This window comes from Sphaerospermopsis sp. FACHB-1094, assembly GCF_014696195.1.
GTDB lineage: Bacteria > Cyanobacteriota > Cyanobacteriia > Cyanobacteriales > Nostocaceae > Sphaerospermopsis > Sphaerospermopsis kisseleviana.
On sequence record NZ_JACJPT010000056.1, the window covers coordinates 19,610 to 32,975 of the forward strand.

8 protein-coding genes are annotated in these 13,366 nt (G+C 36.5%); 4 read left to right on the plus strand and 4 right to left on the minus strand.

Features of this window, described 5'->3' with window-relative positions:
• Nucleotides 1–24: 24 nt before the first annotated feature.
• The 3 genes from H6F47_RS16870 (at nucleotide 25) to H6F47_RS16880 (ending at nucleotide 4,060) form a co-directional block, all read left to right on the plus strand.
• A complete protein-coding gene (locus H6F47_RS16870) occupies nucleotides 25–3,234 on the plus strand; it encodes a tetratricopeptide repeat protein (RefSeq protein ID WP_190650157.1) in 3,210 nt (1,069 codons plus the stop codon).
• An 89-nt stretch (nucleotides 3,235–3,323) separates the two neighbouring features.
• Nucleotides 3,324–3,770 carry a VOC family protein gene (locus tag H6F47_RS16875; RefSeq protein ID WP_137667265.1) on the plus strand — a complete coding sequence of 149 codons (447 nt, stop codon included), beginning with the start codon at nucleotides 3,324–3,326 and terminating at the stop codon, nucleotides 3,768–3,770.
• Between the two features lie 8 nt (nucleotides 3,771–3,778).
• Nucleotides 3,779–4,060: a hypothetical protein gene (locus H6F47_RS16880; RefSeq protein WP_096566966.1), complete on the plus strand. Its 282-nt coding sequence runs from the start codon at nucleotides 3,779–3,781 to the stop codon at nucleotides 4,058–4,060.
• 514 nt (nucleotides 4,061–4,574) lie between these two features.
• Here the strand turns inward: H6F47_RS16880 and H6F47_RS16885 are convergent.
• From H6F47_RS16885 to H6F47_RS16900, 4 genes are all read right to left on the minus strand, one after another.
• Complete coding sequence (locus H6F47_RS16885) at nucleotides 4,575–5,111, minus strand: hypothetical protein (protein ID WP_137669515.1); 537 nt, start codon at nucleotides 5,109–5,111, stop codon at nucleotides 4,575–4,577.
• Nucleotides 5,108–5,602 carry a DUF4365 domain-containing protein gene (locus tag H6F47_RS16890; RefSeq protein WP_096566963.1) on the minus strand — a complete coding sequence of 165 codons (495 nt, stop codon included), beginning with the start codon at nucleotides 5,600–5,602 and terminating at the stop codon, nucleotides 5,108–5,110. The genes H6F47_RS16885 and H6F47_RS16890 overlap by 4 nt, the downstream gene beginning before the upstream one ends.
• 497 nt (nucleotides 5,603–6,099) lie before the next feature.
• Nucleotides 6,100–10,329, minus strand: a complete 4,230-nt coding sequence (locus H6F47_RS16895) for a serine protease (RefSeq protein ID WP_190650158.1) — start codon at nucleotides 10,327–10,329, stop codon at nucleotides 6,100–6,102.
• A gap of 333 nt (nucleotides 10,330–10,662) precedes the next feature.
• Nucleotides 10,663–11,205, minus strand: a complete 543-nt coding sequence (locus tag H6F47_RS16900) for a COP23 domain-containing protein (RefSeq protein ID WP_190650161.1) — start codon at nucleotides 11,203–11,205, stop codon at nucleotides 10,663–10,665.
• A 301-nt stretch (nucleotides 11,206–11,506) separates the two neighbouring features.
• Here H6F47_RS16900 and H6F47_RS16905 point away from each other — a divergent pair, with 301 nt between their 5' ends.
• Nucleotides 11,507–13,102 carry a serine/threonine-protein kinase gene (locus H6F47_RS16905; protein WP_242027417.1) on the plus strand — a complete coding sequence of 532 codons (1,596 nt, stop codon included), beginning with the start codon at nucleotides 11,507–11,509 and terminating at the stop codon, nucleotides 13,100–13,102.
• The last annotated feature ends 264 nt before the right edge of the window (nucleotides 13,103–13,366 follow it).

Below are 13,366 nucleotides of genomic sequence, written 5' to 3' on the forward strand. Positions count from 1 at the left end.
AACTACAGGACTGGTTTTGTATCTATGATGATTTTTTGCGGTGGAATTAGTAATGATTTGAGAAGTCTATCTTACAACCTTTGTCAAGCCCTGCTCACTCAGACTGGTAAAATAAATATTCAAGGGACTGCTTGTAATACTGCGGCGGAAATTGACGCTTATTTTAAAATCATAGGAGAACCAACACGAACAACACTGATCCAATATCAAATTCTTTCTGATTCAGCAGTAGCAAAAATCAATCAAGGTCAAGCTAAGAGTATTTATCTATATCAAGACCCTCGTCAAATTCTAGCTGCTGCTATTCATACTCCTAAAAAGAAAGAAACTTTTGAATCTCATTTCCTTCATCTTTGGCAACAATGCCTAGAAAAATACTGTAATGATGTCAATAAAACTTTATTAATTTCTCAGGAAAACTTAATTACACAACCACATTTAGAAATTGCCCGTTTAGCAACAGGTTTAGAAATTGACTTAACGGAAATTGAGATTGCACAATTATTAAAACAGCATCCTATAGAGAAACAGAATGCAGAGGAATGGCAAAAAATTCTTGATTCTCAACAATGCTTACTAATTGAAACCTTACTCAGTCCATTATTACTGAAATTTGATTATGAAACAGAGTCTAGTTTATCTCAAAGATTAGAACAACATTTACAATCAATTCAATTAGAATCTTTAATCATACAAATTGATAAAATTGTCAGTCAAATTCGCAATTTGAAGACCGAACTGCGGGAACAGTTTTATGAATCTATTGATAAACATCTTGTTACCACATTAACTGCAAGGGAGTGTTTGCAGGAAGCGGCGGAAGTTTGTCATTTGCTAGGAACAGTCTTAATCAAAAATGACTTACAAGCATCGGAAAAATGGTATTTACGCGCTCTGAGTATTCAACCTCAGTTAGCAAAATCTCACTATAATTTGGGCTTTATTTATGAAGAACAGGATGAGTGGGAAAAAGCTATTGATAATTATACTCATGCTATTACCATTAATCCCCATTATACTAAAGCTCACTATCGTTTAGGATTGATTTTTAAACGTCAAAAGGATTTTAGCCAAGGGATAGATAAATTTTCCCAAGTCTTGCAACTAGAACCGGAACATCAAGGTGCTAAATTCAATTTAGCTTTACTTTGGCACAAAGGAGAAGGTGCGGATTTTATTCAAAATCTTCTAACTGAGAAAGAGTTAGAACTGTTACCTCAACTGACAGAAGAAATTAACGACACTGGTGCAATATTGGTGAGTGAAGGCAAATTGGAACAAGCTAAACAATGTTTTCAATCTGTAATAGATTTAGATCCAGATTGTGTTTTGGGTCATTATAATATTGGTTGTGTTTTACAAAATCAAAAACACTATTCAGAATCTATATCAGCTTATCGCCAAGCTTTAAACATTGATCCTAATTATATTGATGCGCTCAAAAATTTAGGTTATGTTTATTATAAAACCGGACAAATTGATTTAGCTCAAGAATGTTTCCAAAAGATCCTGGAAATAGATCCTAATTATGCTGAAACTTATGAACTTTTAGGTTTGATTGCTGGTGAACAAGGAAAATTGTCAGAGTGCATTAATCTATTAAATGAAGCATTAAAAATTAATCCCAATAATCCTAAACTTCATTCTTGTTTTCTGTTTAATTTAAGTTCCCTCACCAGTTTTACACCCCAACAAATATTAGATTCTGCTCAATTGTGGTATCAGCAACAAGTAGTTAATCAATGGTTGCCAAATCTGACAAACCATAGAAATGATAAAACTCCCAACCGTCGTTTACGCATTGGTTATATTTCCCCTGATTTCCGTAGACATTCAGTCAGTGCATTTATTAAACCTGTCCTCCAACACCATGATCGTACCCAGTTTGAGGTTTTCTGCTATGGAGAAGTGAATTATCCTGATGCAATCACCGATGAAATTATAGATATTTGTGATGCTTGGCGTTCTACAGTTGGTCTTTCTGATTTGCAGGTAGCGGAGTTAATTCAAACAGATCGCATAGATATTTTAATTGATTTGGCTGGACATACAGCAAACAATCGGATGATGGTTTTGGGGATGAAACCTGCACCGATTCAAGCAACTTATTTAGGTTATTTTGCTACCACTGGTTTATCAAGCATTGACTATTGGATTACTGATCAAGTTCTCCATCCCCATGATACCCAGGAAAAAACCAGCGAAACTATCTGGCGTTTACCTCGTTGTTATGTTAGTTATGAACCTCTGAAAGATGCACCTGAAATGACTGAACTTCCTTATGGAAAAACGGGTGTTTTCACTTTTGCATCTTTTAATAATTTACGTAAACTCACACCAGAAACTTTTGCTTTGTGGATTGAAATTCTCAAAGCAGTTCCTAACTCTCGCTTGGTGTTAAAATGCAACAGTTCTGATGTATTTAGTCCTTTGGTGGCGGAAAAAATTCAAACTCCTTTTGTAGAACAGGGTATAGATCCGAAACGTATCTTTTTATATGGTGGATATGCTACGGATGAAGACCACCTAAATCTTTATAATCAAGTTGATTTACATTTGGATAGTATACCCTATACAGGATGTACTACAACTTGTGAAGCTTTATGGATGGGAGTACCGACGGTGACTTTAGCAGGTACTCGGAAAATGGAAAGGATGAGTGCCAGTATTTTGCATGGTATTGGTTTAGATGATTTCATTACCCATAGTGGTGTAGAGTATGTGCAGAAGGCAGTAGAATTAGCCCAAAATCCAGATTATCTGCAATCTTTACGTTCAACGATGCGGGAAAGACTTTCTTCTTCTCCTCTGTTGGATGTGAAAAACATGGCCAGCAGTTTAGAAGTAGCTTATCGCCAAATGTGGCAAATTTATATTCAACAAGAATCTACAGCAGCTAACAGCCAAAATTCTCCTATTAATTCTGCTTTTCCTGTTGATTTAGAACCTGCTGATGCTATTAATTATTATCAACAGTATCTGGAAAATCATCCTGATGATGCTCAGGCTTACTATTATTTAGGTTTAGCTTATCAAAAATTAGATGATGTAGAAAATGCTATTCCAGCTTATTTGCAAGCCCTGGCTATTAATCGTTCTTCGGCTGCAACTTATCAAGCATTAGGTACACTGTTAGAAGAACAAGAATTAACTGATCAGGCGGAAAAATATTATCGGTGTGCGCTGTTAATAGAACCAGATAATATTGAAATCAGAAGCAATTTAAAACTTTGATCAGCTCTATTTAAGGGGGGTTGGGGGGATCAATCAGTGTCATTGATGACAATAAAAAACTTTCCAAACAACCTCTAAATTAAAAACCCATGAATGAACAAAAAACCATTCCCACCGGCTACCTACGCAAAATCCATCATATTGCTTTAAACGTTGCCGATATGCAAGCATCACGCCATTTTTATGGACATATTTTAGGATTACACGAACTCACAGGCGAAGAAATTCCCGAAACATTAAAACAACTCGTTGCTGAAGGCAAAGTTGCTAATTTCATCACCCCCGATGGAACAATATTAGACTTATTTGGAGAACCAGAATTATTACCACCAGACCCCGATCCCAGTAAATCTTTTACTAGAGCATATCATTTAGCATTTGATATTGATCCCCAATGCTTTGATCAAGCTGTATCGGTAATCCGAGAAAATAATTTAGTCATAGCTTATGGACCCCTTACCCGTCCTACAGGTAGAGGGGTGTATTTTTATGACCCCGATGGGTTTATGATAGAAATTCGTTGTGATCCTCATTAAATAGAAACATGGAAAAAGTTTTAAAAGTTATCAATGACGTAATTACTAACCCACCCATACCCCATGAACCCTATAAACAATCTTTAAAAAATTGGGCAAAATATTGTTTACAAAATAAGGGTTTTATTGTCACCTATGCTCAAAATTATGATTTTGCTGTGGAAGTCAAAGGACAAGGAAAGCTGTATTTTAAGGTGACAGATAATGCAGTTGATTTGGATGATAAAATTAACTGGATAGTGTGGGATAGTGCAGCGAAAAAAGCTAGTTTTATTCCGCAAATGTTATAAATGACTGTAGGTTGGGTTAAGCGACAGCGCAACCCAACGAATTATTTAGGGGTTGCTGAGAAAGTCTTTCTGTGAGGGCATAGGAGTCAGGAGTCAGGAGTCAGGAGTCAGGAGGAGATTTGAAAATTTCTTTGCCATCTCTTGAAATCCCAAAAAATGCACACTTTTTCCGGTATACCCTTCAAAACCCTTGCACTAATTTCTGTGTTTATCAGCCTCTAACCTTTGATATATCAAGGTTTTAGGTTTATTCAGCAAACCCTATTTAGGGGTTGCTGAGAAAGTCTTTCCGTGAGGGCATAGGAGTCAGGAGTCAGGAGTCAGGAGTCAGGAGGAGATTTGAAAATTTCTTTGCCATCTCTTGAAATCCCAAAAAATGCATACTTTTTCCGGTATACCCTTCAAAACCCTTGCACTAATTTCTGTGTTTATCAGCCTCTAACCTTTGATATATCAAGGTTTTAGGTTTATTCAGCAAACCCTAATTAATTACAACGTCAACAGTCAATATTCATCAGTCAATTTGTAAATTTCTGGGATTTTTGAGAATAAAATGATTATCTTCCTTGATTAAATCACCCATACAATTAATTGATAATCGTTCTTGATAAGCCTTAATAGCTAAGATATAATCCTGATTATTGAGAACTGTTTTAATTTCTTGTAATTTCTCAAATACTGCACCTAATAATGTAATTTCTCCTCTCGGTTTATCAATTTCTGGAGTGGATATTTCCTTGACAATACCTTGAATATTAAAGTTAGGATAATTGGTGATAAATTCACTTAAAATATCAAATTGATTTCTATTTTCTACTATCTCTAATGTTTTCAAAATATCACTAATTCTTTCAGCATAGTCTCCTAAATTCTGTTGCAGAGGTAGCAAAATTTCATATTCATTAATAGAGTCTTTTTTAAATCGCCAAATTGCTCCAGCATCGTTATAAATTCTACCTGTTTCCTGCCATCCTGTAGCTTGTAGATGTGTTTGGATAATTTCAGGTTGAACTGTTTTGAGTATTTGACTATCTTTAATGGTAACTTTCATGGCAAATCTCCCAAACTAATACGTTGAATGATGGTCTGTAGTGCATCCGGTGTAAACTGATTACTACGAGGTATTTTAATAGTAACATTTGTTGTATTTGTGGTATCAGGCATTCCGCGTAATGAAACCCAATAAGCACAATATCTCAGACAAAGTTCCTCTTCTGTTTGTTTTATCCAGTCAGTGATTTTTTCGGGAACTAATACTACCACTAAAATTCTCGGAACAAGAGAATTTATCCTTAAATCATGATAATTTTTGAGAATTAGGGGATATTTAATACAGTTTTCTTCAAGAACATCTCTAGCAGTACATTTAAGTTGTAATTCTACTCTGGGAGAAAAGATTTTACCTGTACCTCCTCTGCTAATTATACCTAAATCTACACTATCATTGTCTATTTCCGGTCTATATATAGAATAACCTGCTACGGCAGCGATCGCTCTAACATAAGTAATACTAAATTGTTCTTTTTGCTGGTTGATATCCATTAAATTAGAAATTTATACTCAAATTAAAACACTCCTAATAATACCCCAAAAATTCTTTTGTCGTCTGAATCAGGATACCCCCTGGGGGAAGTCAAAAGTCAAAAGTCAAAAGTCAAAAGTCAAAAGTCAAAAGTCAAAAGTCAAAAGTCAGAAGTCAGAAGTCAAAAGTCAAAAGTCAAAAGTCAAAAGTCAAAAGTCAAAAGTCAAAAGTCAAAATTCTCAAGATTATTCTTCACTACCTCTTGACAAATTTCTGAATTTAGCCTATCATTAAATTATGGTGGGGATTTTTTTCGCCATATATAGTCATGTTATTAACAGGCTCATAGAAAAACAGATATCAAACATTCCCAAAAACTCATCAACCCAACCATTATCAAACATCCTGTTAATCCTTAAATCCTGGACATCCTGATTCTGACAAAATATTATTGTTGTCATCCAGAGCCTCCCGTGAGCATTCCCCAGCAGAGCCAGGGAACGAGGGAAGATTGATATTAACGCAACTGGGATAACAAGGTTTTCATTTTAGGAGTAGATAGCAATTTCTGAGTATCAGCAATTATTTTATCACCCCAAAGATTCTTTTTTAAAAAGTTAGTATCTGCAAAGTTTTTATCTAATTTTAATGCCGTTTCCGCTAACTGATAAGCCTGTTGTTGTTCTCCTTTAGTATATAAAGCCACAGCTAAAGCTAATATGGGTTCGGCTGATTTATTATCAATTTTCATGGCTTTTTGCCATTGTTTAATCGCTGTTTCTTTGTCTCCCTGTTCATATTTTATCAAGCCTATATTATTAACAGCAGCTAAACTATTGGCATCTTTAGCAACCGCCTGATTATATTCAGATATTGCAGCTATGTAGTTTCCTTGTTGATGATAAACAACTCCCCGGTTGCTGTAGGCTTGGGCTAAGTTAGGATTAAACTTGATAGCTTGGGTGTAATCATCTATAGCACCTTGCTTATCTCCTAATTCATAACGGACATTTCCCCGAAAGTAGTAAGCATAAGCATCGTTAGGATTAATCTTAATAACTTCGTTAAAATCTGCTATAGCACCTTGATTATCTCCTGATTGAGCTTTAGCAATTCCCCGGTTGTAGTAGGCATCGGCATAGTTAGGATTAATCTTGATAGCTAGGTTGTAATCATCTATAGCACCTTGCTTATCTCCTAATTCCTTACGGACAATTCCCCGGTTGTTGTAGGCTTGGGCATAGTTAGGATTAATCTTGATAGCTTGGGTGTAATCATCTATAGCACCTTGCTTATCTCCTAAATCATTACGGACAATTCCCCGGTTGTAGTAGGCATCGGCATCGTTAGGATTAATCTTGATAGCTTGGTTGAAATCATCTATAGCACCTTGCTTATCTCCTAAATCATTACGGACATTTCCCCGGTTGTAGTAGGCTTGGGCATAGTTAGGATTAATCTTGATAGCTTGGGTGTAATCATCTATAGCACCTTGCTTATCTCCTAAATCATTACGGACAATTCCCCGGTTGTAGTAGGCATCGGCATCGTTAGGATTAATCTTGATAGCTTGGTTGAAATCATCTATAGCACCTTGCTTATCTCCTAAATCATTACGGACATTTCCCCGGTTGTAGTAGGCATTGGCATAGTTAGGATTAAACTTGATAGCTAGGGTGTAATCATCTATAGCACCTTGCTTATCTCCTAAATCATTACGGACAATTCCCCGGTTGTTGTAGGCTAGGGCATCGTTAGGATTAAACTTGATAGCTAGGTTGTAATCATCTATAGCACCTTGCTTATCTCCTAAATCATTACGGACAATTCCCCGGTTGTTGTAGGCATCGGCATAGTTAGGATTAATCTTGATAGCTAGGTTGTAATCATCTATAGCACCTTGCTTATCTCCTAAATCATCACGGGCATTTCCCCGGTTGTTGTAGGCTAGGGCATCGTTAGGATTAAACTTGATAGCTAGGTTGTAATCATCTATAGCACCTTGCTTATCTCCTAAATCATTACGGACAATTCCCCGGTTGTTGTAGGCATCGGCATAGTTAGGATTAATCTTGATAGCTAGGTTGTAATCATCTATAGCACCTTGCTTATCTCCTAAATCATTACGGACAATTCCCCGGTTGTAGTAGGCATCGGCATAGTTAGGATTAATCTTGATAGCTTGGTTGTAATCATCTATAGCACCTTGCTTATCTCCTAAATCATCACGGACATTTCCCCGGTTGTTGTAGGCTTGGGCATAGTTAGGATTAATCTTGATAGCTTGGTTGAAATCATCTATAGCACCTTGCTTATCTCCTAAATCATTACGGACAATTCCCCGGTTGTTGTAGGCTTGGGCATCGTTAGGATTAATCTTGATAGCTTGGTTGTAATCATCTATAGCACCTTGCTTATCTCCTAAATCATTACGGACATTTCCCCGGTTGTTGTAGGCTTGGGCATAGTTAGGATTAATCTTGATAGCTAGGTTGTAATCATCTATAGCACCTTGCTTATCTCCTAAATCATTACGGACAATTCCCCGGTTGTAGTAGGCATCGGCATAGTTAGGATTAATCTTGATAGCTTGGTTGTAATCATCTATAGCACCTTGCTTATCTCCTAAATCATCACGGACATTTCCCCGGTTGTTGTAAAATGCTGCACGGGGACTGAGTTCAATGGCTTTATTTATCGCTGCTGCTGCTTCTTTATATCTTTTTAAATCACTTAAAACTCCCCGCTTCTCATTATACAAATTAGGATTATTCGGCTGGAGTTGAATCGCTTCATTGATAGCTACTAAGGCTTTATCCAGTTGGTTTGATTCTCTATAAGCTACACTTAAATAATTCCAAGCAGGAACAAACTCAGGTTTAAATTTCACTGCTAGTTCTAATGCAGTTATAGCTTCTGAACCTTTTCCACTCCAACCTAACGCCAAACCTTTGCCATAATAAGCCAGGTGAATAAACTCTGGTTTTTGCTTAATTGCTTCATCAAAAGCCTGTATTGCTTCTGGATAACGACGTAACCGCCACAGTTGATTTCCTCTTGCTAACCATTGACTGGCGGTAGTATTACTTTGAGATACATCTACTGATAAAATCGCTGTTTGAATAGACGTGACTTGTTGTGGATTTAGTTCTGGTGTTGGAGTGGTTTCTATCTTTTGTGCTGAGGTGTTCAGTCGGGTTGCTAATGCCAAAAATGTACTTACCGGAATACCCAAACTATTACCTAATTGGATAGTTTCTTGACTACTACTATTATTATCAATAGCAGCTTCTCCCTCCGTTCTGCCATGAATACCTATTACCCGCCCTTGGGAGTCTAAAACCGGTCCTCCGCTCATACCACCAAAGGTGATACTACTATAAACTAATTCATATCCTCCTGTTAAGGAACTAGCACTTTGTGATGTACCAGAACTATTAGTATTAAAATCTGATTGGGTAGTAGCTAATAATCCTCTTTCCTTACTATAAATTTGTCCCAATGTAAACCGCCAAGGTGATTTTTCTCCTAACCTGGGATAACCCGCCGTGAACATATATTCATCATCTCTTGGGTTATAATTTGCTAAGGTGGCAACTTGATAATTGTCCTGACTGGTGAATTTAGCTACTGCTAAATCTACCCCTTCTTCTAATTTAATGGTGCTGGGTTCTACGGGATATTGTTTACCATCTACTGTGAGGATTTTATAAGTATTTGCCTCGCATGATCCTACTTTATCTGGTGGTTTACAAACTACATGAGCCGCAGTTAAAACGGTGTAAATATCTCCTTGTTTAGCAATAATAATTCCTGAACCATTAGTACCGCTACTACTATCAATTCTGACGGTAATTTGTTGAGCTTTTGCTTCTAATTCTCCTAACCAACCTGTTAATGGTACTTCTGCTATTGTCTGTTTAATATCTGGGATAGGTAAATTATAAGCGGTGAGAACTTCTGGTTTAACTTGAGCTAAAACGGTTTTAATGGGTATTCCCCAACTCAGTTTTCTGAACTCTTGAATTTCTGTATTTGTGGGGCGTTTTCCGTTGGTATAAATATAAGCAGAATTGACTAAAGGATAGGAACTAATGCCATTAATTCCTATTAAATTTCCTGTATTACTAATAATTGGACCGCCACTCATTCCTTGTTGAATATCGCTGGTATAGCCAATTTCATAACCATCTTTTAAACTCGGTTGGGAGATGATTTGTTGTACTTCTCCTGTTGTCAATACTAATTTATCTTCAGATACAGCATATCCTGCGGCCATAACTGGTGTTTCTAGGTTAATATCAAAGGAGGCGATTCTGTCCGCAATTTCTGATGGTAAACAATATTGTTGATTAGATGTAAATTCTAATATAGTTAAATCAAATTGATCAAAGTTAGTATTAGGTAATATCTTAGCTGCATATTTTTGACCATCGGCTGTGATAATATTGATGTTATTAATTCTTCTGACAACGTGGGAATTAGTCACTACTAAATAAGAGTTACCTTTTCTAGCGAAAATTGTCCCGGAAGCGCCTCTTTCTTTGTCTCTGACTCTAACTGTAATTTGTTTAGCAATGGTTTCTAATTGTCGGTTTGAATAAATACCGTTTAGTGGATCTTCTGGTTGTAATTTGCACTTTTGGGATATTGGTGTAAGTTTTGTAGTTTTGATTTGGGTTTCTATTGCTGACACTGGATAGGGTAGCAGTAGTAAGCAGGAGATAATGGCAATTTGACGTTTCATAATTAGTTAAATAGTGTTTTTATTAGTAGTGGTTTACCCCCCTTAATCCCCCTTTGTCAAGGAGGGGGAGGGTTCTGACAAGGGTAGGTTTTTAATATTATCTGTGAAGGCAGGACCAGGAAGACAAGGAGGGAAAGTAGACAAGGAAGATTTTATACGAAAAATGTACTTCGGCTTCGCTCAGTACAAGGTCTGTTTAGCCTCAGTTTTTGTTACCAATTGTACATTCTAGTTACGTATTTTCTCCCTTGTCACCTTGTCTGCCTTGTCCTCCAAGTCTTGCCCTCACGACAATGTAAAATACCTACCCTTGTGAGAGGGTGGGGTATTTTGTTATTTAGAGATATTTCTGAGATATTCACCCAGATTAAAGTAAGTATTTTCACCGGAATTTTGCCAATTTAAGTCTGAAGTTCTACCTTCTCTGATTTCATTAAGTTCGGCTAAAACTGTAGTGGGATTTACACCTGGTCTGACACTAAATAAAATATTGTTTTTATTGCATTCACCAGGTTTAGCTGCACAGATAACTCCCAACCCATTCAACTTACCGGTAGTTAAATAATCTAATCGGCCTTGTTGGTGAAATTGCTGGAATTTTCTACTTACTTGTTTACAGCGTCTTTCAGGAGTCCATTCACTACTGGGAAAGGAGTCAGATTTCCAAGCAATTATGGGTACATAAGGGTTAGGTTTTTTGTCGGGAACGAAGGCCATGGTAGTGTGAACTTTTCCCGTATTACCTTGGTCAGAAATTGAACGACAAACAAAACTAACTTCTTGCTTGGGAATCTCTTGACTCAAACCGGGGTTAACACTCAGGGTAACTGTCAATGCGGTGAATGCTAAGACACTAGTTAATGCTGGTAGTTGCATAATGCTTGACCTTTGATTACTGAATTTTGGTGATTATGGCGCTACTTTCTTTTAAACTTTATAGGTGTTGGTGAGTGAAAATATGAATTTTTCTCACGCAGAGACGCAGAGGCGCGGAGTTTGAGATATGGAATTTTTGATTTTCATGTCTCAATTCAGCAAGGCTACTTGATACACACATAAATTAATTATATACTAATTTTTTGAAAATATTCAGGTGTTTACTTAGAAGTTCATTTTATGATACAATCCAATCTGATGGATCAATACTGTAACTATATCATGTATTATTTTATCTATCATGTACTATTGTACCCGACCCCACTGCCCTAGTCCCGAAAACCGTTTTCCTGACTCTCCAAATTCTCACACTAAGTCGGGAATATTTTGTCAAGCTTGTGGAATGCCCCTAATATTAAAGGGGAGAAAGGGACATTATCAAACTATTAAACCTCTGGGGAAAGGGGGATTTGGCGCTACTTTTCAAGGTATTGATTTAGATTCTGTGAATCAGCGTCAATGTGTGATCAAACGATTGAATATTAATGACAACCCGGAAATTGGTGACAAAATTGTTGAAGGAATCAAAGCAGCTTTTGATCGAGAAGCTCAGGTTTTAGAATTTTTAGGTGATAATAGCGGGAATATTCCTACTTTATATGATTATTTTTCCTTTACTGCTCCTGCTTTTGGTCAACAAGAAGAACTTGAGTTTAAATATTTAGTACAACAATATATCCAAGGTGAAGATATATCTAAGGAACTCAAAAGAAAAGGTCGTTTTTCCGAAACAGAGATTTTAGATTTTTTAAAGCAAATTTTACCGATTTTACAATTTATTCATGATCAAAATTCTATCCATCGAGATATTAAACCCAGTAATATTGTTAGAGAAACAGCCACACAAAAACTATTTTTAATTGATTTTGGGGCGGTAAAACAGGTTTTCTCCGGTCAAATAAATGTACAATCAGCTATAGTTTTTCATACAAAAGTATACGCTGCTCCTGAACAAAGACCTGAAGAAGGAATAATAGGACAAATTTATCCGTCTAGTGATTTATATAGTTTGGCTGTTACTTGTCTGGAGTTACTCACAGGTACAACTCCCGTTGATTACCTTAGCAATAATTACCAAAATTGGCGACAACAAGCTAGTAGAATTATTAGCCCTTCTCTAGCTAATATTTTAGATAAAATGCTCAAGGTTAACCCTAGACATCGGTTTCAATCAGCAGCAGAAGTGATGAAGGCTATAAATGAATCTCGAATAAGTAAACCACTGACTGAACCACCGACTGAACCACCAACAATTATTCCTAAACAACTTGAAACATTAAAGCCTTTATTGATCAAATCGGTGTTTTTGATATTGCCAATAATTGTTGGTGTGATAGGTGTTAATAGTTATTTGCGACCACCAAAAGTCGTAGAAGTAGTAGAATATGCAAAATCTGGGATTAAGTTTCAATATCCTAAAGATTGGGAAGAAACGCCAGCTATAGATCAATTAACGCGAATTGTTCCGAAAAATACGATTTCATCTTCTCTAACTCCAGAGTTTTTTATCACTACAGAGGAGTTATTCTCGTCGGAAACTTTGGAAGATTATACTAAGTTTTCTATCCAACGAATTGAAGAATCAGGACAAAATACGAAAATTATCAAATCTGAACCTATACAACTTGGTGAAACACAAGGTTATCAAGTAGTTTATGAAAGCAGAGATAATATTCACAAGGTAAATTTCCAAGAAATGCAAGTATGGATTGTTAATGGTCAAAAAGCCTATATTCTCACCTATCGCGCTGAAGATAAATTCTATCCAGAGTTTGTAAAAACTGTGGAAGACACTATAATTAAATCCTTTAAACTGGAAACAAACAAACTCTGGTAATTAGGGTTTGCTGAATAAACCTAAAACCTTGATATATCAAAGGTTAGAGGCTGATAAACACAGAAATTAGTGCAAGGGTTTTGAAGGGTATACCGGAAAAAGTGTGCATTTTTTGGGATTTCAAGAGATGGCAAAGAAATTTTCAAATCTCCTCCTGACTCCTGACTCCTGTACGGGCGAAGCATTCGGAAAATAGCCTTTTCATAAAATTGATAATTTGTCGTCCGAATGCTTCGCCCCTACGACTCCTGACTCCTGACTCCT

Bases quoted from the DNA above. Each gene is read 5' to 3' on its own strand.
- H6F47_RS16870 (WP_190650157.1), top strand. From the start codon at position 25: ATGATGATTTTTTGCGGTGGAATTAGTAATGATTTGAGAAGTCTATCT.
- H6F47_RS16875 (WP_137667265.1), top strand. From the start codon at position 3,324: ATGAATGAACAAAAAACCATTCCCACCGGCTACCTACGCAAAATCCAT.
- H6F47_RS16880 (WP_096566966.1), top strand. From the start codon at position 3,779: ATGGAAAAAGTTTTAAAAGTTATCAATGACGTAATTACTAACCCACCC.
- H6F47_RS16885 (WP_137669515.1), bottom strand. From the start codon at position 5,111: ATGAAAGTTACCATTAAAGATAGTCAAATACTCAAAACAGTTCAACCT.
- H6F47_RS16890 (WP_096566963.1), bottom strand. From the start codon at position 5,602: ATGGATATCAACCAGCAAAAAGAACAATTTAGTATTACTTATGTTAGA.
- H6F47_RS16895 (WP_190650158.1), bottom strand. From the start codon at position 10,329: ATGAAACGTCAAATTGCCATTATCTCCTGCTTACTACTGCTACCCTAT.
- H6F47_RS16900 (WP_190650161.1), bottom strand. From the start codon at position 11,205: ATGCAACTACCAGCATTAACTAGTGTCTTAGCATTCACCGCATTGACA.
- H6F47_RS16905 (WP_242027417.1), top strand. From the start codon at position 11,507: ATGTACTATTGTACCCGACCCCACTGCCCTAGTCCCGAAAACCGTTTT.